General features: G+C 37.0%; 23 protein-coding genes, 1 tRNA gene and 1 pseudogene. 8 read left to right on the top strand and 17 right to left on the bottom strand.

The window, feature by feature from the left end; translation table 11 throughout:
- Positions 1–164: 164 nt before the first annotated feature.
- The 5 genes and pseudogenes from GWJ01_RS11515 to GWJ01_RS11495 all read right to left on the bottom strand — a co-directional run bounded on the left by GWJ01_RS11515 (position 165) and on the right by GWJ01_RS11495 (position 3,440).
- Positions 165–695, bottom strand: a complete 531-nt coding sequence (locus tag GWJ01_RS11515; RefSeq protein WP_109393653.1) for a GNAT family N-acetyltransferase — start codon at positions 693–695, stop codon at positions 165–167.
- A 695-nt stretch (positions 696–1,390) separates the two neighbouring features.
- Positions 1,391–2,074, bottom strand: coding sequence for a hypothetical protein (locus tag GWJ01_RS11510; protein WP_202611193.1), 684 nt, complete (start codon positions 2,072–2,074; stop codon positions 1,391–1,393).
- A 61-nt stretch (positions 2,075–2,135) separates the two neighbouring features.
- Complete coding sequence (locus GWJ01_RS18860; protein ID WP_237585715.1) at positions 2,136–2,486, bottom strand: hypothetical protein; 351 nt, start codon at positions 2,484–2,486, stop codon at positions 2,136–2,138.
- 143 nt (positions 2,487–2,629) lie between these two features.
- Positions 2,630–3,177: pseudogene (locus tag GWJ01_RS11500) on the bottom strand (tyrosine-type recombinase/integrase); the annotation flags it as partial.
- A 175-nt stretch (positions 3,178–3,352) separates the two neighbouring features.
- A tRNA-Ser gene (locus tag GWJ01_RS11495) sits at positions 3,353–3,440 on the bottom strand.
- A gap of 182 nt (positions 3,441–3,622) precedes the next feature.
- Between GWJ01_RS11495 and tusE the strand changes: the two genes are divergently transcribed.
- Positions 3,623–3,952, top strand: coding sequence for a sulfurtransferase TusE (tusE, locus tag GWJ01_RS11490; RefSeq protein ID WP_023581360.1), 330 nt, complete (start codon positions 3,623–3,625; stop codon positions 3,950–3,952).
- Positions 3,953–3,995: 43 nt separating this feature from the next.
- Here the strand turns inward: tusE and GWJ01_RS11485 are convergent, their stop codons facing one another.
- Positions 3,996–4,277, bottom strand: a complete 282-nt coding sequence (locus GWJ01_RS11485) for an acylphosphatase (RefSeq protein WP_161711109.1) — start codon at positions 4,275–4,277, stop codon at positions 3,996–3,998.
- Positions 4,278–4,473: 196 nt separating this feature from the next.
- Here GWJ01_RS11485 and hspQ point away from each other — a divergent pair, with 196 nt between their 5' ends.
- The gene (gene hspQ / locus GWJ01_RS11480) at positions 4,474–4,794 is read left to right on the top strand and encodes a heat shock protein HspQ (RefSeq protein WP_006537351.1); all 321 of its coding nucleotides are present in this window, start codon (positions 4,474–4,476) and stop codon (positions 4,792–4,794) included.
- Positions 4,795–4,872: 78 nt separating this feature from the next.
- Here hspQ and GWJ01_RS11475 read toward each other — a convergent pair whose 3' ends face one another.
- Positions 4,873–5,286 carry a CoA-binding protein gene (locus GWJ01_RS11475; RefSeq protein ID WP_109393582.1) on the bottom strand — a complete coding sequence of 138 codons (414 nt, stop codon included), beginning with the start codon at positions 5,284–5,286 and terminating at the stop codon, positions 4,873–4,875.
- A 137-nt stretch (positions 5,287–5,423) separates the two neighbouring features.
- On the opposite strand from GWJ01_RS11475, the gene GWJ01_RS11470 reads away from it, so the two are divergent.
- The gene (locus GWJ01_RS11470; protein ID WP_109393581.1) at positions 5,424–5,882 is read left to right on the top strand and encodes a methylglyoxal synthase; all 459 of its coding nucleotides are present in this window, start codon (positions 5,424–5,426) and stop codon (positions 5,880–5,882) included.
- 1 nt (position 5,883) lies between these two features.
- On the opposite strand, the gene helD is transcribed toward GWJ01_RS11470, so the two are convergent.
- Positions 5,884–7,935 carry a DNA helicase IV gene (gene helD, locus GWJ01_RS11465; RefSeq protein ID WP_161711108.1) on the bottom strand — a complete coding sequence of 684 codons (2,052 nt, stop codon included), beginning with the start codon at positions 7,933–7,935 and terminating at the stop codon, positions 5,884–5,886.
- Between the two features lie 114 nt (positions 7,936–8,049).
- On the opposite strand from helD, the gene yccS reads away from it, so the two are divergent.
- Positions 8,050–10,218: a YccS family putative transporter gene (yccS, locus tag GWJ01_RS11460; protein WP_161711107.1), complete on the top strand. Its 2,169-nt coding sequence runs from the start codon at positions 8,050–8,052 to the stop codon at positions 10,216–10,218.
- A gap of 70 nt (positions 10,219–10,288) precedes the next feature.
- Here the strand turns inward: yccS and GWJ01_RS11455 are convergent, their stop codons facing one another.
- Entirely contained in the window at positions 10,289–10,897 is a 609-nt protein-coding gene (locus GWJ01_RS11455; protein WP_109393578.1) for a TfoX/Sxy family DNA transformation protein, read from the bottom strand.
- A gap of 229 nt (positions 10,898–11,126) precedes the next feature.
- Here GWJ01_RS11455 and sulA point away from each other — a divergent pair, with 229 nt between their 5' ends.
- Both sulA and ompA read left to right on the top strand, forming a co-directional pair.
- On the top strand, positions 11,127–11,678 hold the full coding sequence (gene sulA, locus GWJ01_RS11450; protein WP_109402641.1) for an SOS-induced cell division inhibitor SulA: 552 nt from the start codon (positions 11,127–11,129) through the stop codon (positions 11,676–11,678).
- A gap of 347 nt (positions 11,679–12,025) precedes the next feature.
- Positions 12,026–13,117 carry a porin OmpA gene (gene ompA / locus GWJ01_RS11445; RefSeq protein ID WP_109393576.1) on the top strand — a complete coding sequence of 364 codons (1,092 nt, stop codon included), beginning with the start codon at positions 12,026–12,028 and terminating at the stop codon, positions 13,115–13,117.
- Between the two features lie 200 nt (positions 13,118–13,317).
- Here ompA and matP read toward each other — a convergent pair whose 3' ends face one another.
- A complete protein-coding gene (gene matP / locus GWJ01_RS11440) occupies positions 13,318–13,779 on the bottom strand; it encodes a macrodomain Ter protein MatP (RefSeq protein ID WP_109393575.1) in 462 nt (153 codons plus the stop codon).
- Between the two features lie 361 nt (positions 13,780–14,140).
- On the opposite strand from matP, the gene GWJ01_RS11435 reads away from it, so the two are divergent.
- Positions 14,141–15,883 (top strand): AAA family ATPase, encoded by a 1,743-nt coding sequence (locus GWJ01_RS11435; protein ID WP_161711106.1) that lies wholly within the window; start codon positions 14,141–14,143, stop codon positions 15,881–15,883.
- 83 nt (positions 15,884–15,966) lie between these two features.
- Positions 15,967–16,485, top strand: a complete 519-nt coding sequence (fabA, locus tag GWJ01_RS11430; RefSeq protein WP_023581351.1) for a bifunctional 3-hydroxydecanoyl-ACP dehydratase/trans-2-decenoyl-ACP isomerase — start codon at positions 15,967–15,969, stop codon at positions 16,483–16,485.
- Between the two features lie 412 nt (positions 16,486–16,897).
- Here the strand turns inward: fabA and rmf are convergent, their stop codons facing one another.
- The 7 genes from rmf to rlmKL form a co-directional block, all read right to left on the bottom strand.
- Positions 16,898–17,068 carry a ribosome modulation factor gene (rmf, locus tag GWJ01_RS11425; protein ID WP_023581348.1) on the bottom strand — a complete coding sequence of 57 codons (171 nt, stop codon included), beginning with the start codon at positions 17,066–17,068 and terminating at the stop codon, positions 16,898–16,900.
- Between the two features lie 474 nt (positions 17,069–17,542).
- A complete protein-coding gene (locus GWJ01_RS11420; RefSeq protein ID WP_109393573.1) occupies positions 17,543–17,956 on the bottom strand; it encodes an ASCH domain-containing protein in 414 nt (137 codons plus the stop codon).
- A gap of 96 nt (positions 17,957–18,052) precedes the next feature.
- On the bottom strand, positions 18,053–18,625 hold the full coding sequence (gene pqiC / locus GWJ01_RS11415) for a membrane integrity-associated transporter subunit PqiC (protein WP_109393707.1): 573 nt from the start codon (positions 18,623–18,625) through the stop codon (positions 18,053–18,055).
- Positions 18,625–20,277 carry an intermembrane transport protein PqiB gene (pqiB, locus tag GWJ01_RS11410; protein ID WP_109393572.1) on the bottom strand — a complete coding sequence of 551 codons (1,653 nt, stop codon included), beginning with the start codon at positions 20,275–20,277 and terminating at the stop codon, positions 18,625–18,627. The genes pqiC and pqiB overlap by 1 nt, the downstream gene beginning before the upstream one ends.
- On the bottom strand, positions 20,270–21,559 hold the full coding sequence (gene pqiA, locus GWJ01_RS11405) for a membrane integrity-associated transporter subunit PqiA (RefSeq protein WP_109393571.1): 1,290 nt from the start codon (positions 21,557–21,559) through the stop codon (positions 20,270–20,272). The genes pqiB and pqiA overlap by 8 nt, the downstream gene beginning before the upstream one ends.
- Before the next feature lie 85 nt (positions 21,560–21,644).
- A complete protein-coding gene (locus GWJ01_RS11400; protein ID WP_109402637.1) occupies positions 21,645–23,573 on the bottom strand; it encodes an ABC transporter ATP-binding protein in 1,929 nt (642 codons plus the stop codon).
- Between the two features lie 6 nt (positions 23,574–23,579).
- Positions 23,580–25,694 (bottom strand): bifunctional 23S rRNA (guanine(2069)-N(7))-methyltransferase RlmK/23S rRNA (guanine(2445)-N(2))-methyltransferase RlmL, encoded by a 2,115-nt coding sequence (gene rlmKL / locus GWJ01_RS11395; RefSeq protein ID WP_109402636.1) that lies wholly within the window; start codon positions 25,692–25,694, stop codon positions 23,580–23,582.
- Between the last annotated feature and the right edge of the window lie 5 nt (positions 25,695–25,699).

Here is a 25,699-nt window from a genome sequence, read left to right as displayed (position 1 = left end):
AGTAACATCATTGCATAAATATCATCAATAGTAATTTCATTGTAGATAATAAAACACCAACCAGAAATAACCCTACCCTGTGTTTTTCACGACTCCGTTTCAAACGGAACCGTAAAACTAACACGGATGTAATCTCAAATTGACTTGCCATCAACCAATATTATTTAAACTTTATTTTCTGGCCTGAGTTTGAACATGATAGTAGTTGATTCAAGTTCGCCATTAACTGATTGTGCAAAAGCAGGGATTTCTCCGCTAACCCGCCACCCTAACGAGCTGTATAGACTGACTGTTACACCTTTCGTATTTGTATCTAGTGTTAAAAGTGACAATCCTAATTCCCATGCTATTTGCTCAGCCTCTAGCATCAATTTTCTTGCAAGCCCCTTACGTCTGTAGTCAGGCAGCACTAATAACTTACAAATTTCGCCTCGGTGCTTGCCATTTGGTTTTGTGCATAGCTCAAGCCCAACAACGCCAACAATTTTATTGTCGACCTCTACTGAAACAAGCTTAAAATTATTCATGGATAATGAGTCACTAATGCTAATCCAATAATTTCTCATATCATCAATTTGAGCTTCTGCGTCAGTATACCCAACACTAGCACCACCAAGGACGCATCTATACAACAAATTGGTAAGCTCATCTATTTTGTTTTCGCCTATTTTGCCGCTATAACAACGAATAATCATATTTATTCCTCAGCATGAAAGTCATTAAACAGTATTTTGGTAGATTAACTATGTATTAACTAAGCGAACAAGTAACTAAATTTATATAGGCTGATTTAAGATTAATTAGATATTTTCTAGCTAATTGAACTAGCCATCTTAAAGAGGGGCAGTTTAAGGTAGGTAACTAATTGTGGGTTAGTTTAAAGAGGGGAAATAGCCTATTTACCGTGAGCTATAAGGCTAAAATTTCAGAGACGAATAAATACAGAGAAATACATCATTAGATCAACAAAAAACACCTTATATTGTTGACGTTACGTTGACGTATATTTTATCTATCAACCATCCCGTAAGCATTGATACAACTGGCTTTAACGCACTTATAGTTATGATCAATTCGGACTTATAGAAATATATTTATATAAGGGTGATATTTCGATAGCGTCAAACATATAGGCAAGCCCACCAGCGTAATGTCAACGATTTCTAGGACTTTAGATCAACGTAACGTCAAAATTGATGCTATCAGTGTCAAAAATGATATAAATAATTGTGATTCCGTGTGTAGCCCAGTAACTAGCTCATTGATGATTTTTTATATATGGGAAATTATCAGCTCTAATATTTCAGCGTTACGATGGCAGCGTTAAACAAAAAACTTGCTTTATATGTTTAACGCTATGTGTTGGAAAAATTATTCGTTTTCGCGGGTTCTAATTACCAGAGAAATTACTTATAACTTCATATGTCAATGAATTGTCAGAGCTATTTATAATTTTCAATTTAACATTTTCATAAGAAATAATATTATTTTCTTTAAGGTTATATTGAATATTATTACCAAACCCTTGATTTTCTATATTTGAGCCTATTTTTCTATAACTAATATCTACAATTTGATCATTTATCCCATTAAAAATTAAAGCCTGCTCAAATGAATTACCATCGGAATTATTTAGCTTAAGATATTCAATTTTAGCCTTATCGCTACAAACAACTACATTCAAGTCAGTTACAATACAAATTTCATCAGTATTAGTTCCTTTTTTTATTAAAATTGAACTCCATGGTTGACCAAGCTCCTCAACAACTACAGAACCAGAGTCAATAGTTTGAGTTGGCATATAAAAATCACCTTTGTCGCTTGAACCAACTTTTTTGAATACACCAGGAATAATTTTATAAACCAAATCTATTTGTATTGGGGTTAGTATCTTAATCGCACTCAGTTCACTTATGTTACCTTCTCTTACTAAAGTTTGACCTATGATCGCACGATTAACACTCCCTACTTTCGGCTCGCTTATTTTATACGAGTCTGGAGTGTAATTATATTCTGTCACGGCACATCCAGATAAAGCAAAAACACAACCAACTGAAACTAATAAATTTTTCATTTTGATAAAACTCTCGTCACAAACACAAATTAACATTAAAGATTATATTTACATACAGATGCTAGCAAGTAACTATCTGTACCCCTGTTAGCTGATAACCATTAAACCATTCATAGCGATCTGTAGCGGTTACTTTATTTCCTTTCTGGCAGGTCATTAGCTCCAGCGCGTTAATATCGAATGCCACTATCTTTAATGGGTATGGACTACGCTTGTCACTCTCGGCCTGAATAGTCATTGTGGCCATAACTTTACCTGTGGCTGTTTTAATTCGCTCTGGTGTTTTTATTACCGTTCCTGACGTGGTGATCTTGATTAATTTTGCTTTTTTAATTTTTGGTTTATTAATCTTGATACCATCACAATATAAGCTATTGGTTAAAATAAAATGCTTATAGGGACTCTGGAACATCGGATAATAATTCCAATTTCTAGGGGTGATCTAAACATTAATTTATCCATAATGATACGGGATTATCCCGTATGTAGATATACCTGTTGATTATGCTTAATTCCGTTGATTGGGTGTATCTGTTTTAGCAACTCAATAACCTACTCTGATAATGGTACAATATGAAGGCGACGCATTTTCATTTTTTCAGCCGGTATTTCCCATACTCCAGTATCAAAATTAATTTCTGACCATTCCACTTTTCTCAATTCGCCTGGTCGAACTCCAGTTAATATAAGTATCCTCAGTGCCACTCTCACAATCTGGCTCCCCATGTACTTATCTATAGAAGAAAGAAACTCTGGTAATTCACTAACTGAAAGGTGGGCGTAGTGGTAGTGCTCACGCTTATGTGGTACAAAGGCACTGGCTAAATCTGGCGCAGGATTATACTCAGTCCTACCAGTAATAATGGCGTACTTCCATACCTCGCCACAACGTTGACGCACTTTCTTTAGCTTCTCGGTTGCTCCGCGCTTTTCCATAATAGAAAGCACTTCAAGTAATTCCATGGGTTGATTTCAGCAATCGGGCGATTACCTATATAAGGAAAGACGTCTTTTTCGAATGCGTCCATCATGTCATCACGATAACCAACAGACCAGCGATCCTTTCTGCCTTTATACCATTCAAGGGCAATATTTTTAAAGGTGGTTAGCTTCATTTGGGGATACTCAAATCATGGGGTATAAATGTACCCCATATGTATCAGCTAGAGGGGGTAATTTTCAATAGACGATAGTAGACGTTGGAATAATGGGATTTAGTTGAAATGCTTGATTTACTTGGGATTGGGAAACTTTAGAAGACGTTGCTAGAAGTGAAGATGGCGGAGGAGGAGAGATTCGAACTCTCGGATGGTTTCCCATCGGCGGTTTTCAAGACCGCTGCCTTCAGCCGCTCGGCCACCCCTCCGCAATGGGGAGCAATATAAACACCTATGCTTATGTTGTAAAGCCCTTATCGTACTGTTTGCCGTAAAATTAAACGCATCACAAGTCAATGGCTTAATTTATCAACGATTTATGGGTTCTACTTGGGTATTTTCCTTATTTTTGCTAAATTAGCGGTATTATTTTTGATTGGTTGCTACTCACATGTTTGTATTTAACGGAAAAGAAATCGAGACAGATAGTCACGGTTATTTAAAAAATAGCAATGAGTGGAATGAAGATATGGTTCCAACATTAGCTGAACTAGAAGAAATTGAGCTTACAGAACAACATTGGGAGATTATCCGTTTTGTTCGCCAATTTTATTTAGAGTTTAATACCTCTCCTGCTATTCGTATGCTAGTAAAAGCACTTGCACAAAAATATGGCGATGAAAAGGGAAATAGCCGTTATCTTTATCGTTTGTTTCCTAAAGGCCCTGCAAAACAAGCTACAAAACTTGCTGGTTTACCAAAACCCGTTAAATGTATTTAATATTATCTTTCGATAAAGATAATTAGAAATCATTAAAATAATATTACTCATAATGGTGGATTGAAAAATCTACCATTTTTTCATATTCACAAGATGTTGCTGACCAAAATGTAATTTTGGCGCTTCTTGGGCCACCAGCTTCTAACCAATCCTCAAATTCTTTTAACGCATTTTCTTTCGCAAAAGCCTTTACTCCCACGCTACCATCATCACGATTCCAAACATATCCTGTTATTGGTTGTTTTTTCATCCATTGATAAGTAAAAAAACGAAAACCAACACCTTGAACTCGCCCTTGAATAATATATTCTCTACCGATTTTCATATGCCCTTCTAATAGTATTTTCAAATAAAAATTCTGTCTAGGTTATTGTCTTTTCTTTATACAATAGATAATCTGATTTTGTGAGGTTCTTTATTCATAATGAAAGCAAAGGATTATATTTTTTTCAAATCCTTGAAATTTCACTTTGTACCCTCATATATATAACCAATAAGCAAGGCTATATGGAGGTGATACTATGATGACCGCCAGCAAATTTGGGATAGGACAGCAAGTTAGACATAAATTACTCGGCTACTTAGGCGTTGTTGTCGATGTGGATGCTGAATATTCCCTTGATCAACCTAATGAGGATGATATTGCATCTAATGTGACCTTGCGAGCAGCACCTTGGTACCATGTTGTGATGGAAGATGATGAAGGACAACCCGTTCATACTTATCTTGCTGAAGCGCAGATAACTTATGAAGTTTCAGATGAACACTTAGATAATGACTCATTAGATGAGTTATCACAGTCAATTCGTAGCCAATTACAGGCACCACGATTAAGAAATTAACTTAATTAATCTATATAAGCAGTGATCTGAATGAAATGATAATCGCCGATTTGTTTTCGGCGATTTTATTTTAGTGTATTACCAAGGAAGGCCATGTGCTTCAATTTCTTTTTTAGGGCAGCGATCCATTACCACACGCAACCCTGCATCTTCAGCTAAATCTTTAGCGTTTTCATTAATAACACCAATTTGCAACCATAATACTTTGGCATTAATTTCAATTGCTTCTTGTGCAATTTCTAATGCAACATCAGATTGACGAAAAACATCAACCATATCAACAGCAACAGGAATATCTTTTAATGAGGCATAACATTGTTGCCCCAATAGGGTTTGACCTGACATACCTGGATTAACAGGAATAACATCATAGCCTTGTTCTAATAGGAATTTCATGACTTTATAGCTTGGGCGATCTTCTTTATTACTCGCACCAACAAGCGCAATGGTCTTAACGCTTCTTAAAATGTCATAAATATCTGAATCCACCATTTATCTACTCCGTTCATCATGAAGATTGAAAATATTATGATACATCATAGTATCTTGATCTGTTCATAGCTTATAAGATAAAAAAAAGGTATTTTGAAAACTGGAACAATTACTATATTTATTTTTAAAGGTATCAAATGGAACAAATTGACCGCACGCTCTTAAAAGAAAAAAATATCGCGCTTGTTGCCCATGACCACTGTAAAAGCTCATTACTGGAATGGGTTGAAAATAATCGTGAACAACTGTCTCTACACAAGTTATTTGCAACAGGAACTACCGGTAATTTAATTAATCACCACACTGGTCTTACTGTTACTCAAATGCTAAGTGGCCCAATGGGTGGCGACCAACAAATAGGTGCAATGATTGCTGAAAAGAAAATTGATATTATGATTTTCTTTTGGGATCCATTAAATGCCGTTCCGCACGACCCAGATGTTAAAGCTCTTCTGCGCTTAGCTACTGTCTGGAATATCCCAGTTGCAACGAATCGTGCAACTGCGAACTTTTTAATTTCATCACCTCTTTTTTCACAAGAATCTACAATTAAAATTCCAGATTACGAAGGTTATTTAAAAGATAGATTAAAATAATCTAAGGTTTGCGCTGTATAGGAACACCTTGAGACTTTAGCTCTGAAACAAAACAAGATGGCTGTTGTTTATTAAATAATAGCCATACTTGTTTTTTTGCTCTTGTTAAAGCGACATACATTAAACGTCGTTCTTCTGCATTAGGATAATCTTCAACACTAGGCAGTAATGCTAATTCAATAATCGATTCTCTTGCTGGTGCTGGAAAACCATCTTTACCTTCTTGTAAACCTAAAATAATAACGTAATCCGCTTGTTGCCCTTTTGAAGCATGAAAAGTCATAAATTGTAGGTCTAATTTAGGCCAGCGTGTTTTTGCTTTTTTTAATAATTCTGGTTTTAAATAGTGATAACGAGCAAGTAAAAGAATAGTTTCATTTTCTTCTACATAACCACTCATTTTATTTAGTAAGTTTTCAAGTTGATCGTCAGATAACAGTACAACTGACTTTTTATTACCTTTCACTAAACTATTTAAAGGCTTAGATAATTGAGTTGGGTTTTGTTGAATAAACGTATTGGCAATATTTCCTATCGTGTCATTAAAGCGATAAGTCGTATCTAGTGCACATTCAGCACCTTCGCCAAAAGAACGATGGAAAGAAGTCGTTAATAATAATTCTGCGCCACTAAAACGATAAATGGCTTGCCAATCATCTCCCACTGCAAATAGAGATGTTTGTTTATTCTGCTGTTTTAATGCGGTTAATAATGAAGCTCTTAAGGGTGAAATATCTTGGAATTCATCAACAAGAATATGTTTCCATGGGCTAATAAAACGCCCTTTTTCAATTAGATTAATAGCTTGATGTAATAAGCCAGAAAAGTCGATCGCTTCTTCTTCTTTTAGTGCCGTTTTCCAAGCTTTTAATAATGGTGATAATAATTTTAAATACTTTTTAAAGGCGTCTGTATATTCAGGCTGTACACTTTCGATCAGAGACTTTTGGCTACCACCTTGCATTCTTAATAAACCAACCCAACGCTCTAATCTTACAGCAACTTGGTTTTCTAATTTTTTATCATGCCAAAACTCACCGTCGGGGATATCCCATTCAAGTTCTTGAGATAACCACTCTCTCCACCCTTTTGCTTGTGCTTTTTTCTGTTGGCACTGCTCTCGCCATTCACCTAATAATAGAGATCTTCTTTTTTCACTGTTTATTTCAAGCTCACTAATTTTAGGTTGCTTTTTTGTCGCTTGTTGAATAATGGATAATGCCAGTGCATGAAATGTTTTTGCCATAATATCGGCATTTAAACGACTAGAAAGTCTTTCATTCATTTCTTGTGCGGCTTTACGCCCAAAAGCAAGTAATAAAATTTGAGCGGGTTGCGCTAACTGACGACGTAATAACCAACCTGCTCTCGCGACTAATACCGATGTTTTACCACTTCCCGCACCCGCTAGAACAAGAATATTTTCTTCGCCATTAATTACGGCTCGACATTGTGATTCATTTAATGATGATGATTCAATTGTATTAAAAAATTCCGCATGCTCATTTAATATTTGAGTTACCCATGCAGAGTTTTCTTTATTAATAAGTGTTTCGCCTTGCTTTAGCCATTCCAAACATTGCTGATAAAGTGCTTGGCAATTATCAAATTGAATAAGGCGTTCAAGAGGAAGAGGAATAGCAGAAAAGCTTTCTTTGATAGATTGTTGAATTTCACTCAGTTTAGACTGTTTTATCCATCTATTTGATTGAGTGATTTCATTAATATTATGGAGTTGCTTCTCAAGAACCTGAGCACTTATTTCGCTCATTTCTTTGCTCCAATTTTGCCATGTCTGATAAAGATAACGATAAAACTGCTGAGTTTCTTCCCAGTCTGTTCCATGTAATCGAACAACTTTATCTTCAGGCAATAAAAATTCTAATTCCCCCCACACAATCCCTTTTTTACAGAAAATATTAATCAATTCGTTAAAAGGAATTAAATACTGATGTTTTTCACCACTGACTTCAATACCTGCATTTAACAATTTGACTCTATTATAAGGATGTTGTGCTAAACGTTGTCCCATCGGGGTGGATTTCAGTTCCATACGTAATTCCTGCAATAAATAACAAATAGTCTGTTGTTAAGCTCTTTTTAATCGGTGATAAACCCTATATTCTAAGAGGTAATTATCTTCATCTTGTTTATTTAAGGGCTTTTTGTGTTCACTTTGCTAAATGGCGCCCGCCGATTTATCTATAATAGCCACTTTTTATATTATATTCGCATAATAATCGCGCTTACAGGAACGACTTTGTTTCCTTGGATTTTAGGGCAAGAGCCTAAATATACAATTCCTCTAACTTTAGGCGTGGTAGCGGCCGCATTAACTGACTTAGATGATAGGCTTGTTGGTCGTTTAAAAAACCTCGTTATTACCTTATGCTGTTTTCTTCTTGCTTCAGCATCAATAGGGCTGCTTTATCCATATCCTATTTTATTCTTTTGTGGTTTAGCCATTTCTACTTGGGGATTTATTTTATTAGGTGCTTTAGGGCAACGTTACGCGACTATTGCTTTTGGTGCTTTATTAATCGCAATTTATACTATGTTGGGTATGCCTATTTTCCCTGAATGGTATGAACAACCCGTTTTATTACTGTTAGGGGCTATCTGGTATAACTCTTTAACATTAGTTGGTCACTTATTATTCCCAATTCGTCCAGTTCAGGACAATTTAACACGCTGCTACCAACAACTTGCAACTTACCTCGAAGCTAAAGCAACATTATTTGATCCTGATATTGAAGATGACTATCAACATTCGCTTTATAATTTAGCAATGGCAAATAGCCAACTAATTGACACTATGAACCAAACTAAAGTTACATTATTAAGTCGATTAAAAGGTGACAGGGGCCAACGTAGTAGTCGTTTCACACTTCATTACTATTTTGTTGCTCAAGATATTCATGAGCGAGCAAGTTCGTCGCATGTTCAATACCAACTATTAAGTAGTGAATTGCGACATAGCGATGTGTTATTTCGTTTTCAACGTCTACTTTCTATGCAGGCTCGGGCTTGTGAACAAGTTGCACAATCTATTCTTTGGCATAAAAAATATCAGCATAATCCTTCATTAGAACGCGCTATAAATTATTTAGAAAATGCATTAAGTCATTTAAAAAACACAACTTCAGAGCCACAATTAATAACACCTTTAAATAACTTACTGCAAAATCTCCAAGGTATTGATGCGCTTTTACGAAGTATTAGTACAGAGCAATACCAAATATCTCATGACCAAAAGGAAGAGACGCAACTTTCTGATGATGGTTTAACTGGATGGCGCGATATAGCACTAAGAATAAAAGAGCATCTCACGCCTAAATCAGCACTTTTTAGACATGCTGTTAGGATGTCACTCGTGTTATGTATTGGTTATGCCATTATTCAATTTTTCCAATTGGATAGAGGCTATTGGATATTATTGACCAGCCTGTTTGTTTGCCAACCCAACTACAATGCTACTCGCCGACGTCTTACTTTACGTGTGAGTGGTACTATTATTGGTATTTTAATCGGTTTCCCTATTTTATATTTTGTTCCTTCAATCGAAGGTCAGTTAGTTTTAATTGTGATAACTGGTACGCTCTTTTTCGCATTTAGAACCATACAATATGCACATGCAACACTATTTATTACTTTATTAGTTTTATTAAGCTTCAATTTACTGGGTGAAGGCTATGATGTTGCCCTCCCCCGTATTATCGATACCTTAATTGGCTGTGCCATAGCATGGTTTGCAGTCAGCTTTATTTGGCCTGATTGGAAATTCCGCCAATTGCCTGTTGTTATTCAAAAAACAATGACAAATAACTGCTATTATCTTGATGCCATCCTTATTCAGTATTACCAAGGAAAAGATAATAGCTTGAGTTATCGAATTGCTCGTCGAAATGCCCATAGCAGTGATGGTGAGTTAGCATCACTGATCTCCAATATGTCATCAGAGCCAAAAAGTTATCAAGCTTCCCAAGAAGTAGCTTTCCAGTTGCTTTGCTTGAATCATACTTTACTCAGTTATATTTCTGCACTTGGCGTTCATCGTTCAAAAATAGAAGATGAGAATGTACTCACTTTGCTTAATGATACTGTTTGTTATATTGATTCTGCTTTACGTCGAAAAATGCCTCAAGATGAAGGGGTTAAGCAATCTCATGTAGAATTAATTGAAAGGATCAATCTATTACCTAATGCAGATAATCCTCGTATTCAATTGGTACTCACTCAAATCCGATTACTATTAGATTTACTGCCACAAATTATTAGTTGTATCCAAATTATTGAGCAAAGTGAATCAAATAGCTTACATCAACCCCAAGTCTAATCTCTAATTGACGTTATTTTCTCTAATTCCCATAAGCACATTAGAGAAAATAACGGTCATTACTTTTATCTTATTGAAAAGACAATTCGTTGTACCAATTTAATAACTCCATTTTAAGTTGACTAGGCAATACTGAACGATGGCACCCAACAATTGCTCCTGCCAATGAAAGTAAAAGTTCACTATTTCTCAAATTTTGGCTATGCATTAGTTTTAGATAACACGCTTTAGCACCGATTAAGCGCAGTTCTTCAACTTGATTAATACCAATTTGATTCAACCTTTTTTCTAATATCACACCTAGATTAGGTAAGTCTTTTATTCTGCAAGGCTTCTTTCGTTGCCCTAAATATTCTTGAATGCTGTAGTGATATGACATATCAATATATTGATCTAATTTTTGCTGATTTTCCCATAACGAATCCGTTATGTGGTAATAACGCAATATGATAGGAATTCCTTTTTTCAAATAGGTATAGGAACTCATTTTTGTTGCCTTATAGAGAGTTTCTAAAAAACCACTTCCTTTTAAATAAAACTCATTGTCAGACGTGATAGCAAACATAACATCATCAATCATTAAGCTAACACCACCAAATTGAGACTTTGTTGTTAACTCCCCATATTGCGCAATACGCGATAACAAATGAGCCTTCCTTTGCTCAGGTAAAAATAACATTGAAACTCCAACACAAATTTTAAGATTAAATTTTATCTTTGAATTCAAAAACATGCATAAGATATAACAAGAAAGACAATAAAGAATTTCCTTTTTATTGCCAATAGTTAACGACTTAAAAATAGAGATTTACATGAAATTTGAGAGGAACTTTCAAAAAAATGAGCTTGATTTAAGCGAAATTTATAGATACTGTATATTCATACAGTGCATATAGGCAGAGGTAAACATGAAACTCTCAACATCATCTCCGACAAGACAGAACACCATTCTCCAAGAGATCTCAAATGAGGTATTACCTCTATCTATCCCTTCAACAGTGGCGACTTACGATAGTAATAATAAACAAGGTATGGTGAGTGAACTTCTCTACCAAAATCCGCTCGTCATTAATCACATCCTTTTACCACTACTAAAACAGTATAGCCATGAATCACGCTGGTTATTGTGGCTAAACCCACAACAAAAGCTAAATCGTGCTTGGTTAAAAAATGCAGGATTACCGCTTAACAAAATAATTCAATTAAATCATATAAATATGATAACCACTGTTGATTTAATGGAAAAAGCACTGGTGAGTGGTAATTACAGTGTAGTGCTCGGTTGGTTACCAGAAATATCGTCAGAAGAGATGAAACGGTTAGAATCTGCTGCCAATAAAGGGAAAACCCTCGGGTTTATTATGCGACAGCAAATTAGTACGAATATCCATTTAGAAAGTAGTAATGCATCTAAACGACATTTGAATTCCGTAAAAATTCATTCAATTCACTACCATTAGTGAAATTTAAGAGTTTTCCTAATACTCAAAACACCCTGGTATCATTTAAGATAAGTCAAATGCATTTATAACCTAAATCAAATAGTTACAATAAATTTAACAAAAATACAGAATCTTTCCCATTGTGGAATAAGGCGGATCTTTTTAAAATTTTAAGTCGAATTTTAAAGGATTACTTGTAACTTTTTAAGTTCATTGTAGACTTTATGTCGTTAAGGTTATGCTTTAAATCCCATTTTTGGGATCATCACTTGATGAAAGCATTGGATTCCTAACAATAATTTAACCAAGGGCAAATAATAAGGCTTAAAGCCAAATGCCTAACTTGGATGATAACGAGGCGTAAAATGAAAAAGACAGCTATCGCATTAGCAGTGGCAGTGGCAGCTTTCGCAACTGCAGCGCAAGCAGCTCCAAAAGACAATACCTGGTATACTGGTGGTAAATTAGGTTGGTCTCAATACCAAGGTACAAGTAACCATTTCGGTGAAACTTCTATCGGTAACGGTAACACTCACCGTGATCAGTTAGGTGCAGGTGCATTTGCTGGTTATCAGTACAACCAATACTTAGGTTTTGAACTGGGTTATGATTGGTTAGGTCGTATGACTTATAAAGGTTCATATGACAACGGTGCATTCCGTGCTCAAGGTATCCAATTAACCACTAAATTAAGCTATCCAGTAATGGAAGACTTAGACGTTTATACACGTTTAGGTGGTATGGTATGGCGTGCAGATTCTTCTGCAACTAAAAACGCTACTTCTTTATCTCCAAAACAAGAACGTTTCTCTAATAACGACACTGGTGTTTCTCCAGTATTCGCATTAGGTACTGAATACGCGATCACTCCAAACATCGCTACCCGTGTTGAATATCAGTGGATCAACAACATTGGTGATAAAGGTACTCTGAATACGCGTCCAGACAACGGCATGCTGAGTGTTGGTGTTGCTTACCGCTTCAACCAAGAAACTCCAGCTCCAGTTGTAGCTCCAGCACCAGTTGTAGCTCCAGCACCAGTTGTTGAGAACAAAACCTTTACTCTACGTTCAGACGTTCTGTTTAACTTCAACAAATCTACTCTGAAAGCTGAAGGTCAAGAAGCTCTGAATGGTCTGTACAATGAACTGGCTAACATCGACCCAACTCAAGGTCGTGTAGTAGTTATTGGTTACACTGACCGTATTGGTTCACAAAACTACAACCTGCCTCTGTCAGAAAAACGTGCTCAATCTGTAGTTGATTACCTGGTATCTAAAGGTATCCCTGCAAACAGCATCTCTGCAGAAGGTCGTGGTAAAGAAAACCCAGTTACTGGCAACACATGTGACAACGTTAAAGCTCGTTCAGCTCTGATCGATTGCTTAGCGCCAGACCGTCGTGTTGAAATTGAAATCCAAGGTACAACTGAAGTTATTGTTCAACCTGGTCAATAATTCATATAGTAGAATAATCTACTGTTGATGAATTCAAAACCCTGCCATTAGCAGGGTTTTTCTTTATAGAGATAAAATTAAGGTAGGAACATAAAGACAAAAACGTTTTCGAACAGGTATGAAATATCACAATAAAAACAGAGAACAAAAATAACTATAAAAATAAATTATCAAAGACGGTTAGCCAAAATTAATGTAACTTATTTTTCTTTATCGCGTTCTAATAACTCAATAAGCCCATCTTTTAAACTATGCACTTTCAATGCATATTGTTCTTTTCGCTCAGCGTCTTCGATTAATTGCACTATCGTTTCTGATAATGTGATCCCTCTTCGTTGTGACAATGCAGATAAGCGTTGCCAAACTTTAAACGTTAAGTCGATTGATTTTTTGCGCGTATGTTGATGCTCTGCATTAAAATAACGCTTTCTACGAGCACGAATAGTTTGCTTCATCCGATTAGATAAACCAGGATCCATATGCAGATCTATCCACTCTAAAACTTTTAATGGTTGCGATTCAAGAAGCAACAATTGCTCAATAACTTCATCAGCTGCACTTTTTTCTATATAACGGGTAATTAATTCACCTTCGCGGTGTTTTTTTACTAAGTAGGCCCACTTCCAGCCACATTCTAGGTTCTCTAATTGTTGATATTTCATACAAAATCCCGTGACAACGTAACTATATAGTAGCATATCAACAATTTTACAAAAATACTGCCACTGAACCGAAATTTTTTGACTATTTTATAGACGAAGCTATTTTAGATAATCTTGCTTATCAATTAATAACAAGCCTTGATAAGGGATAGTTTTCTGAGCACGTTATGATAGAATCGAGCGTCGCTATCATAAAACCTTAATGACCACTTATTAATTCGTGATTATAAGGTCGTAGCGATACATATTCCCTGCCTATGCAGTTGATGACAGTTAAAGAACCGTCTTATTGCAGGATAGATATCAACTTATACGATATCTAATTATCTCTTTTCACTAATCAATAATAAAAACGGTAACCTTGAAAAACAACGAATTAGAATGGCAGGCGTTACGTCCTGATTACGCCTCCTACCAAACTTTCTTTCAAACAGCATCTCAATTACCTGCATCTCTACTTCGTGAGGTTCAACCTCGCCTGTATGAAAGCTTGCAATGGTTAAACAATGCAGATTCAGGGCAGTTTATGCTGCTAAAAGCGGATGATTCTACTGCTTACTTTGATATGTTGACAGACACATTAACGCAATCAGGGATCAAAACTGATCCTGTTGTTGGTAGCTATCAAGCAGAAACCAATAAAATCGATTGGCAAGAAAATGTACTCGGCGCATTTTCATCATCAGAATCTATTACTTGTTGCCAATGGATAGAACCAGAACAACTCTTTGGTTCATTCTATTGCCATAAAGACGAAGTTACTCTTAGCCCAGGCTTATTGCATAAAGTAAATGGAGGCATTTTAGTCCTCTCTATAAAGTCTTTACTCGCACAACCACTAATGTGGTTTCGCCTTAAAAAAATGGTTGAAGAGCAACGTTTTGAGTGGCTTGTCTGGAATGACAATCAGTCCCTGCCTTTACCTATTGAAAGTATGCCGCTCAATCTTCGTGTGATTTTAGTTGGTGATAGGCTAAGCCTTGAAGAGCTTGAATTTATGGAGCCTGAGCTAAGTAGCGCAGCTTTATATGGTGAATATGAATACGACATGTATTTAGAAGATGAAACAGCACTTGCTCAATGGTGTGGCTTTGTAAATTCACTGTGCCAAAAATATCGACTCCCTTCTTTATCTGCGGATGCTTGGGAAGTCTTGCTAACACAAGCAGCAAGACAGCATGAAGATCAGCTAATGCTGAGCCTCGATTTAGAGTGGCTTTTACGCCAACTTCGTTATGCAATACGTTTCAATCATGAGACTTCTCTAACTGCCGATTCATTGAAAAAAGCAGAAGAAAATCGCCTATGGCGACACAGCTATTTGTTAGAGCGTAGCCGTGATGAGATTTTACAAGACCAAGTCATGATACAAACAGAAGGTGAAGCTGTTGGTCAAATCAATGGACTTTCTGTCTTAGATTACCCGGGATATCCTGATTTAATCGGAGAACCGACTCGAATTACCTGCGTTGCACATATAGGTGATGGTGAATTTACGGATGTTGAGCGAAAAGCTGAGCTTGGTGGCAATCTTCATGCTAAAGGAATGATGATTATGCAAGCTTACTTGAACTCAGAATTACGTTTAGACCAACCACAGCCATTTAGCACCTCGATTGTTTTTGAGCAATCATATGGCGAAGTTGATGGTGATAGCGCCTCTTTGGCTGAATTATGTGCATTTATTAGCACTCTGGCACAACAACCTATTGATCAGCAAATTGCCGTTACAGGTGCAGTCGATCAATTTGGTCAAGTTCAACCGATTGGTGGCGTAAACCAGAAAATCGAAGGCTTCTTTGATATCTGCCAACAAAGAGGATTAACGGGTGCGCAAGGCGTGATTATCCCCCTTGCTAATATTCGTCATCTTGTACTTAACGAAAATGTGCAGCAAGCGGTAAAAGAAGAGAAATTTCATATTTGGCCTGTCACTCATGTAGCAGAAGCAATAACGTTACTGACTCGTCAGCCATATTATGAAGAGCAATGTGAACCAGAACAATCAGACTCACACTTGTTAGCTGTTATTCATGATCGTATAACACTCGCAAATAATCAGGATAGACCTAAATTACCTTGGTTCTTACGTCTATTCAGATAATTCTATTTCAAGTGATCGGAGTTGTTCAGCGTACAAGTGTAAGCTATTCTGTTGTCTTACACTTGATAAAGGCTATATAGACAATGGTTGATAAACGCGAATCTTATTCTAAAGAAGACCTCATTGCTTCAGGCCGTGGTGAATTATTTGGCCAAGATGGCCCACCACTGCCATCTGGTAATATGCTAATGATGGATCGCATCATTAAAATGACGGAAGATGGCGGCACCCATAATAAAGGCTTTATCGAAGCAGAATTCGATATCAAGCCAGATTTATGGTTCTTTGATTGCCACTTCGTCAATGACCCTGTTATGCCGGGTTGCTTAGGCCTAGATGCCATGTGGCAACTGGTTGGCTTCTATCTTGGCTGGCTTGGTGGTGAAGGTAAAGGCCGTGCGCTTGGTGTTGGTGAAGTTAAATTTACCGGACAAATATTACCAACAGCAAAAAAAGTTACCTATAAAATTGATTTCAAACGTGTTATCAATCGTAAACTGATTATGGGTATTGCCGATGGCGAAGTGTATGTTGATGGTAAGCTAATTTATGAAGCAAAAGACTTAAAAGTTGGCTTATTTAAAGATACAACTGCATTCTAAGTTCGATCAAAATCTGAATCTATTATAGAAATACCGTGTAATATAAAGTACACGGTATTTTTTTATCTACTCCAATAGTCTATTTTCCCTTTATAACAAATTGATTGGTTATAAAACACGCGCATAGAATTCTTGCTATTTTTCTTACTATTTATGGTTTTCGCTTATGCAAAAGTTTTCATAAAACAAAATTAAAAAAGTAATGATAAGATAACGTAAAAAGGCTTACAAAATATGTAAGCCTTTTTATATCCAAATTGATTTTTTGTTATTTATAATCAAATTGTCCTATGCTCAATGTGTACATAGGAATGTATATAAATAACCTCGTTTTGATTGTCGGTAAAATCTTAGTGATAATATTTAATAAAACTAAAAATAAGCTATTATCTATTTCACTACGACGGGTTATTTATTTTACCAGACTCGGGCGATCTTCCATGGCCTGTCGCCAGCCTCCAAGCCAATGTGAACGCGCATCAATGGCGAAATAAGGGCAAAGTTCTTTTGAACGGCCTTGCATACCAGCTTGATAACCTTTCGATAATGCTCTTGCTAAACGATCTCGTTTCTGTCTTTTCATATCTAGACAACCCTCACGTTCTAAGTTTAAGCGGAAAGATAATGATTGTTTTTTCAACAACCACTATAAATTGATACGCTTTATTGAGCATTTAAGCAAGTAAAGAAGTTAATACAAATGTCATATTTGTGATGTTGAGCCAACCGCAAGTTTAATAACAATAGTTATCATTTATTTTATTTAATGTTTTAATTAAAAATATTAGCTACTTCTTTTAATGAGTTATATTGTGGTGATTATAAGTTATTGATATTTTATAAAGATAGAGGAATAAAAAATAACCTTTTTAGGTTTATCTTATGAAACCAATAAATTAAATAAGATAAAATAATGTTTTTATTTAAATTTATGTCAATATAAGGCTTGGTTTATAAATATAACTTTTTGCTCTATTTTTATTTTTTTGTAGAAAACTCGTTTTAATTACCTTTGTTTTATTAAGGAATTAGCTATTATTGAAAATAAAAGAGGCTATTAACACCTCTTACATACTTCTATTAATTCAAACTCTTCAAATACCAACTCCATATCTTCTGAAAAATGGCCTTCTCGATTAAAGAAATCTTTATGCCCTTCTTGCCAATACGCCAAACTTAAATCTCCTTCCCCCTCTCTCTTAGCCAATTCTTCGGTAACTTCATTAAATCGGATTAGCTGCAAAGAACGTGTTCGAATAACACAAACTGGCTCATTTTGACTGTTTAGAATAATACTAAATCCCCCAATAACAGGAATAACGCTGTCACTAAAAAAGCCATTTAATGAGCTACACGTTGCCGTTTTTTTTCCTTCTACCACCAGCATAGCCAACTCATCCGCTAACTGAGCATTATCACCAAATGACCAACTGATCGCAGTGGGATATTTCTTTTTAAGGATTTCTAACATATTGTTTCCTTTATTTTTTAACAAACAAAACCCAATATTCAACTTAGACACAAATTAAGAGAATATTGGGTTTGAATAAACGTAATACTAAGTCAGTTAATATTGAGCTTGAATTGCTTTCGCTATATCAGAAACAACTTGCTCCCATCCCTGTCCTAATGTACGCACTAAAGCTGGATAACCATCTTCTGTTTGCGTTAAAACTAAAGAAAATGGCTGATTAATCACTTTATTGTTTTCAGTATAAATCCAGTCACCCGAAATAATCACCTGCCCATCATAACGACCTTGAAAGTAATTGACCGTGACTGTTAATTTCGCCAAGTTATCTTCAACAGGTTGATTAGCAACCACTGTACCCGGTAAGGCTTTTGTTAAACCTGAAATAAGGTTCTGTTGTAACTGCTGATCAAGTGGGTTAATCCATAGGTGCTGATTAGCCACGGTATAGTTAATATCCGTCGTTTGATAAACAATTCCAGCATTGACTAACATATTAGATAAACGGATCGGCTGAACCCAAATTTGAGGCTTCTTAGCTGATTGTGTTACTGAGACTTGTTCTGGTACGCTGCCTTGATAAACATCAGGCAACTGATAATACGTTTTATTAGTCTGACTTGAACATGCCGTTAACATCAATACAAATATCCCAATGATGTATTTCATCATTTTTCAGCCCTCTTTGGTTCTGGATCTTTACCTTCCTTCGCTTCAAAAATCAATGCGTTGCTCTTATTGTTTAATGTTTTCAATAAAGGCTGCATCTCTCTTAACACTTGATCAAGCTGTTGCATATTATCAATCATTTTTCCGTATGCAGGAGAGCCTGGTTGGAAGCCTTGCATACTACGATTGATCTCTTTCAATGACTGCTGAATATCATTAGGAAGATTTCTAAATTCATCACTACCAATCATGGCATTCAATGACTTCAATGTTTCTTTAGCTTCACTGACGGCTTTTTGGCTTTCAGATAATGTCGCTGTCATCTCTTTAAGCATTGGTTCAACAGGAAGATTGTTGATCTTGTCCAGTGATGTCATCACTTTTTGCTGAATTTGTGCTAAACCAGAGCCAACTGTCGGAATTTGTTGGAAACCGGCAACTTCTTGTGGGCCTTTCCATTGAGTTTCATCAGGATAGAAATCAAGATCAATATAAAGTGCGCCAGTTAAAAGGTTACCTGATTTCAGTGATGCTCTTAATCCATTATTAGAAGCGGAGGCTATTTCTTTAACGAAGTCGAAACTCTCACCAACATCATTGGCGAAACGTTCAGGTTCAACATGGATAAGTACGGGAATACGAAAATCTTTATCCAGCGATTGTTGCATACCTTTAGTGTAATAAGGTACTTGTACAACTGTTCCCATGCGAATTCCACGGAATTCTACTGGAGCTCCTGCTTGTAATCCTCTTACAGAATCAGAGAAGAACATGATGTAGCTACGATAGTCAGTATACAACGAGTTTTGAATACTCTTTTCATTATCGTAGAGCTTAAATTCTGTTTTAGGTGCAATAGGATCACCCGGGATCCATCCCGCAGGAACATCAAAACTAACACCACCACTAAAGAGTGTAGAAAGTGATGCCATTTCAACGCGAACACCCGATGAAGACATATCAAAAGCGATACCAGAATCTTTCCAGAATCGAACATTCGATGTCACCATTTTGTCATAAGGCGCTTTGATAAAGAGTTGATAATGCATGTCTCGGCTATCAATATTAAATTCACTGGTTTCAACAGAACCGACTTGATAACCTCTGAATAAAACAGGATCACCCGCATTTAATTGGCCAGCTCTTTCACTGACTAAATTGATGCGAATACCTTTTGCATCTGGCGAAGCTAACGGCGGCGAGTCGAGAAGATTAAATTCATCTTCTTCTTTACCTTTCAATCCCGGCTGTAACTCTATGTAAGCACCAGAAAGTAAGGTTCCTAAACCCGTTACACCTTCTTTACCAACTTGAGGTCTTACAACCCAAAATGCAGTATCTGCGCGTAATAACTCTTTCATTCCTTTATCAAGGCGAGCCGTAATAATAACGCGACTAAAATTACTATCGAGAGTGACACTTTCAACTAGACCAATATCTACACTGCGACTTTTAATTTTGGTTTTACCCGCTTCAATGCCATCTGCATTATAGGTAATTAATGTAACTTCTGGACCCTGATGGCTGAAATGATAATAAAGTATCCACGCACCAATCAGTAAGGTGACAAGTGGTATGATCCAAACTGGAGACCAGCTTTTTAGCTTGTTAATTTTTGCTTCAGTTAAAGCAGTTTCATTCTTTTCAGTCACCCTTAGGCTCCTTAATCGTGGGTTTATCATCATCGGTTGTACACTTATCCCACGTCAACCGAGGATCAAACATCATTGCAGAGAACATAGTTAACACTACAACCAATGCAAATAGCACCACTCCAAAATCAGGATAGATGCTCATCAGACGTCCCATTCTGACTAATGAAGCTAAAACAGCAATTACGAAGACGTCAATCATCGACCAACGCCCTACATATTCAACAACTTCATAGAGAAAATGCATTCTAGCAGGATCTCTTTTTCCATTAGATTTGTGTGCATCCCAACACAACCAAGCAATAGCGAGCATTTTTAAACTTGGTACCATAATACTGGCAATAAATATCACCATTGCGACAGGATAAGAGCCATCTTCCCATAACAAAATAACCCCAGCCATAATGGTTGAATAAATGTTATTACCTAAAGATTCAGTGACCATAATGGGTAATAAATTAGCGGGGATATAAAGAATTAATGACGTAATCAACAAAGAGACCGTCCATTGTAAACTTTTAGGTCTTCTTGCATGTCCTTTCACTTCACAACGGCTACATTCATATTGATCTGCAGGTAAAATTGCCGTACATGAACGACATAATCTAACCCCTTGTTTTAACCCAGACTTACCCGATTCAATATCAGGATAATTTGGACGAGGTTCTAATTTTTCCCATAAAGTATGTCTATCAAGGCACTGGAATGCTCGAATCTGAAATAAGCAATAAAGCACATAAGGCAGGAAACTGAGTCCTAGTCCAATATCACCATAAGCCATTAATTTTACAAAGCTAACTAAAATTCCTGCAAGAAAAATCTCTGCCATACACCACGATTTTAATTGGAATAAAATACGTGATAACCAAATTTGTAGCTTTCTAGGTAATTGAATAGGTGTACAAAGAAGTAAGATTGCCACCATACAAAAAGCGGGCACAATTTGGACAAACAGTAGGAAGAATGCGCCTAATTCAACGTAATTCTCGCTAAACATAACCGTTGGAATTTGCATCAATGTGACATTGTTGACAATACCCGCCACTTCCATACTCACAAAGGTAAACTGGCTTGCCATCAGCAACATAAATAATGCACTAATTGCTAATGCAACAGGTTGATAAAAAGGCTGGCGCCAACGTGCAGTTAATACAGTATGACAACGAGGACATGTTGCTTTTGTTCCTTGTGCTAATTGAGGAACACTGACCACCAGATCGCACTGAGGACATAATATTTGCTCATGTTTATGTTCATGACGATGTTGTTGACCAGAGCACACAGCGACACCTCTTATTTAGAATAATCAATAAAAGAATATTTAATCTAGAAAGTAAAACGGGGCGTGATGCCCCGTTTTCGGTTGGCTATTCGCCGTTTTGCATCAATTCTAGCTCTTGCCATCTATCAAAAGCAGTTTCAAGCTCTTGTTCTTTATCTGCAAGCGCTTTTAAGACTTTTTCTGTCTCTTCATGAGGACGCGTAAAGAAATCCGCCCCACTCACTTCTTCTTGTAACGCACTTAACTGCATTTCCAAGCTTTCTAATTTTGCAGGAAGTTGCTCCAGTTCTCGCATCAAATGATAACTTAACTTGTTAGTGCGAGTGTTCTTTTTAGAGCTATCTTTCGCTTTTGCTTCTTTTTCAGTTTTTTCTGGTGTGTTACGTGATTTGTTTGCCTCACCCTTTAGTGAAACCGACTGTGCTCTTTGTTGCTGAGCATCAAAATATCCACCAACGTAGCTGTTAATAACACCATCACCTTCAAAGATCCAACACTCAGTAACACTATTATCAACAAATTCACGGTCATGGCTAACCAGTAAAACAGTGCCTTGGTAAGCATCAACGAGTTCTTCTAGCAATTCCAATGTTTCAACATCGAGATCATTAGTTGGCTCATCAAGAATAAGCAAGTTACTTGGTTTTAAGAATAAACGTGCTAGCAATAGACGGTTTCTCTCACCTCCTGAAAGTGCACGAACAGGTGTCATTGCACGTTTAGGTGGGAATAAAAAGTCTTGCAAATAACCAAGTACATGGCGAGGACGACCATTTACCATTACTTCTTGCTTACCTTCAGCAAGGTTGTCCATCACTGTTTTATCAGGATCAAGTGTTGCACGGTGCTGATCAAAATAAGCAACTTCAAGCTTAGTACCACAATGAACTCGCCCACTGTCTGCTTTTAAATCGCCTAGCATAAGTTTCAATAAAGTGGTTTTACCGCAACCATTCGGCCCCACCAGCGCAATTTTATCGCCACGTTGTACTTTGGCAGAAAAATCACGAACTAACTTGCGGGTTCCAATACTATAATTAACATCTTCTAACTCAAATACGATTTTACCAGAACGCGTAGCTTCTTCGACTTGCATACGAGCACTGCCTAACACTTCACGGCGTTCACTACGTTCAACACGTAATGCTTTCAATGCTCTTACACGACCTTCGTTACGAGTACGTCGTGCTTTAATGCCTTGGCGTATCCACGCTTCTTCTTGCGCTAATTTACGATCAAACTCTGCGTTTTGTTGCTCTTCAACACGCAACGCTTCTTCTTTGCTTTCAAGATACTTATCGTAATTTCCCGGCCATGAAGAAAGTTTTCCTCGATCAAGATCGATAATACGCGTTGCCATATTACGAATAAATGAACGGTCATGGGAAATAAATACGATACTTCCTTGAAAATCTTTTAAGAACTTTTCAAGCCAAAGGATCGTTTCAATATCAAGGTGGTTTGTTGGTTCATCTAAAAATAGCACTCTTGGTGCGCTGACTAACGCGCGCCCTAAGGCTGCTTTTCTTAGCCAACCACCTGATAAAGAAGAAAGCTCAGCTTCACCATCTAAACCAAGTTTTTCTAGCACTTCTGCAATTCGGCTATCAAGCAACCACAAATTACGGCTATCAAGTACTTCTTGTAGCTCTGCCATTTTATTGAGATTTTTATCAGAAGGATCTGTCTCAATCAGTTTAGAAATATGGTGATAATCCGTTAGATATTTAGCATCTTCTTCAACACCTTCAGCAACAAAGTCAAAGATAGTGCCTTCAATATCTCTTGGAGGATCTTGCTGTAAGCGAGCAGTCACAAGATCTTGCTCATAAACAACTTGACCGTCATCTAAAGGTTGCTCTTTAGATAACACTCTTAATAGTGTTGATTTACCTGCACCATTACGCCCAACTAAACAAACTCGTTCATTTTCTTCAATAAATAAATCGGTGCTATCTAATAGTGGGGCATCACTGAAAGATAAATAAGCCCCTGTCAAACTAATTAACGGCATTGTAAATTATTCCTCACCAGCATGAGTTAACAGCCAGCAATTGTGAATTTGACGGTTACGTGCAAAATCTTGTGATAATGTTTTCTGTGTTATCTCTTTTGCACACAACCCAATTTTTGCTAACTCGTCATGTTCCATTTTGAATCCACGTTTGTTATTTGAGAACATAATTGTTCCGCCTTTTCTTAACAAACGTTTCAGATGCTTCATTAGTTCAATGTGATCACGCTGCACATCAAAGGTGTTTTCCATTCGTTTTGAGTTAGAAAACGTAGGTGGATCGATAAAAATCACATCAAATTGTTCATTACTTTGCATTAACCATTGTAAACAATCAGCTTGCATTAAACGATGTTGTCTACCAGATAAGCCATTTGCTTGGAAGTTTTTCTCAGCCCATTCAAGGTAGGTACGTGACATATCAACTGTCGTCGTACTTTTTGCACCACCAATCCCAGCGTGTACAGATGCAGTACCGGTATAAGCAAAGAGGTTTAAGAAATCTTTTCCATTGCTCATTTCACCTAGCATTTTTCGTGCAATACGGTGATCTAAGAACAATCCTGTATCAAGATAATCTGTTAAGTTCACCCAGAATTTTGCACCAAATTCGTCAACTAAGAAGAAATCACCCTTTTCGGCCATTTTTTCATACTGCTGTTTACCTTTTTGACGTTGGCGGGTTTTTAAAATCAGTTGATCAGAACGTAATGCCAGTACTTCCATTGTTGCGCTAATCACATCGAATAAACGCTGACGGGCTTTGTGTTCATTAACTGTTTTAGGTGGCGCATACTCTTGGATAACCACTTTATCGCCATAGCGATCCACAGCAACATTATATTCAGGTAAATCAGCATCGTATAAGCGATAACATTCAATTTGCTGTTGTTTTGCCCATTTCGCGAGTTTTTTCTCATTTTTACGTAAACGATTTGCAAAATCTTCCGCAAGTCCAGTGTTAATCGTTGATGGTGTCTCAGAAAGTAAATAGTTCTTTTGTACACAATCTAGAGGACCATTTTTTGCTTTGAACTCTCGTTCAGCACGTAATTGAATGCAGCTTAACAACTCAGGTGATGCACTAAATAGTGACAATCTCCACCCTGGGAAGTGTGCTTTTACTGCTCTTCCTAATTGGCTGTGAAGTGCAATTAATGCTGGTTCACTTTCTAAGCGTTCACCATATGGTGGGTTGCTGATAATTGTCCCTTTGATTTCTGCTGAAACAGGGTTTGTCAGTTTAGCCGCATCACCGTGAGCAAATGTGATCAGTTCAGCAACATCGGCTCTGCGTGCGTTGGCTCTTGCCATATCCAATACGCGCTTATCAACATCAAAACCATAGAAACGCGCCGTGGTATTCTTTTTACCTTCACGGAAACGAGCAAAAGCTTCATGGGTCACTTCTTTCCATAACGCTTCATCGTGACCTAGCCAATGACGGAATCCCCAATGCACACGATTTAATGCTGGAGCACAATCAGTCGCCATCATTGCGGCTTCAATTAATAACGTCCCTGAGCCACACATTGGATCGATCAGTGGTGTGTCAATTTTCCAGCCTGAACGCATAATAATTGCGGCAGCTAAGTTCTCTTTTAAAGGTGCTTGCCCTGTTAAGTCGCGGTAGCCGCGCTGATGTAAACCATCACCACTTAAATCTAAAGATAGCGAGGCTTTTTCTTTATGAAGATGAATGGTTAAGCGGATATCAGGAGATTGTTTAGCGACATCTGGACGTTGCCCTATTTTACGTTGGAATGAGTCAACAATGGCATCTTTCGCTTTTAATGCACCATATTGGCTATTACGAATAATGTCATTCGTGCCATTAAAATGTATAGCAAAAGTCTGATCAACAGTAAAAATCTCACTCCAGTCAATTGCCTGCACACCAAGGTATAAGTCTAGATCACTATAAACATTGAACTCATTTAACGGCAACATAATGCGCGACGCTAAACGACTCCAAAGTAAAGACTGATACATGGTTTTATCATCAGCACGAAAATAAACACCGCCTTGAGTTATCTGGCAAGCCTGAGCACCAAGGTGTTCAAGTTCAGATTTTAATAGTTCTTCCAGACCTCGGCCTGTGCTGGCAAACAGAGAGCGCATAATAT

Source organism: Proteus sp. G2618, assembly GCF_009915995.1.
Taxonomy (GTDB): Bacteria; Pseudomonadota; Gammaproteobacteria; order Enterobacterales; family Enterobacteriaceae; genus Proteus; species Proteus terrae.
The sequence above is the reverse complement of the archived record's forward strand: the minus strand, read 5'-3'. Positions and strand labels throughout refer to the sequence as shown.

Bases quoted from the DNA above. Each gene is read 5' to 3' on its own strand.
- GWJ01_RS11510 (WP_202611193.1), bottom strand. From the start codon at position 2,074: ATGAAAAATTTATTAGTTTCAGTTGGTTGTGTTTTTGCTTTATCTGGA.
- fabA (WP_023581351.1), top strand. From the start codon at position 15,967: ATGGTTGATAAACGCGAATCTTATTCTAAAGAAGACCTCATTGCTTCA.
- hspQ (WP_006537351.1), top strand. From the start codon at position 4,474: ATGATGACCGCCAGCAAATTTGGGATAGGACAGCAAGTTAGACATAAA.
- matP (WP_109393575.1), bottom strand. From the start codon at position 13,779: ATGAAATATCAACAATTAGAGAACCTAGAATGTGGCTGGAAGTGGGCC.
- rmf (WP_023581348.1), bottom strand. From the start codon at position 17,068: ATGAAAAGACAGAAACGAGATCGTTTAGCAAGAGCATTATCGAAAGGT.
- GWJ01_RS11515 (WP_109393653.1), bottom strand. From the start codon at position 695: ATGATTATTCGTTGTTATAGCGGCAAAATAGGCGAAAACAAAATAGAT.
- sulA (WP_109402641.1), top strand. From the start codon at position 11,127: ATGAAACTCTCAACATCATCTCCGACAAGACAGAACACCATTCTCCAA.
- GWJ01_RS11470 (WP_109393581.1), top strand. From the start codon at position 5,424: ATGGAACAAATTGACCGCACGCTCTTAAAAGAAAAAAATATCGCGCTT.
- ompA (WP_109393576.1), top strand. From the start codon at position 12,026: ATGAAAAAGACAGCTATCGCATTAGCAGTGGCAGTGGCAGCTTTCGCA.
- pqiC (WP_109393707.1), bottom strand. From the start codon at position 18,625: ATGAAATACATCATTGGGATATTTGTATTGATGTTAACGGCATGTTCA.
- tusE (WP_023581360.1), top strand. From the start codon at position 3,623: ATGTTTGTATTTAACGGAAAAGAAATCGAGACAGATAGTCACGGTTAT.
- GWJ01_RS11420 (WP_109393573.1), bottom strand. From the start codon at position 17,956: ATGTTAGAAATCCTTAAAAAGAAATATCCCACTGCGATCAGTTGGTCA.
- rlmKL (WP_109402636.1), bottom strand. From the start codon at position 25,694: ATGCGCTCTCTGTTTGCCAGCACAGGCCGAGGTCTGGAAGAACTATTA.
- GWJ01_RS18860 (WP_237585715.1), bottom strand. From the start codon at position 2,486: ATGTTCCAGAGTCCCTATAAGCATTTTATTTTAACCAATAGCTTATAT.
- GWJ01_RS11485 (WP_161711109.1), bottom strand. From the start codon at position 4,277: ATGAAAATCGGTAGAGAATATATTATTCAAGGGCGAGTTCAAGGTGTT.
- GWJ01_RS11475 (WP_109393582.1), bottom strand. From the start codon at position 5,286: ATGGTGGATTCAGATATTTATGACATTTTAAGAAGCGTTAAGACCATT.
- GWJ01_RS11455 (WP_109393578.1), bottom strand. From the start codon at position 10,897: ATGTTATTTTTACCTGAGCAAAGGAAGGCTCATTTGTTATCGCGTATT.
- helD (WP_161711108.1), bottom strand. From the start codon at position 7,935: ATGGAACTGAAATCCACCCCGATGGGACAACGTTTAGCACAACATCCT.
- GWJ01_RS11400 (WP_109402637.1), bottom strand. From the start codon at position 23,573: ATGCCGTTAATTAGTTTGACAGGGGCTTATTTATCTTTCAGTGATGCC.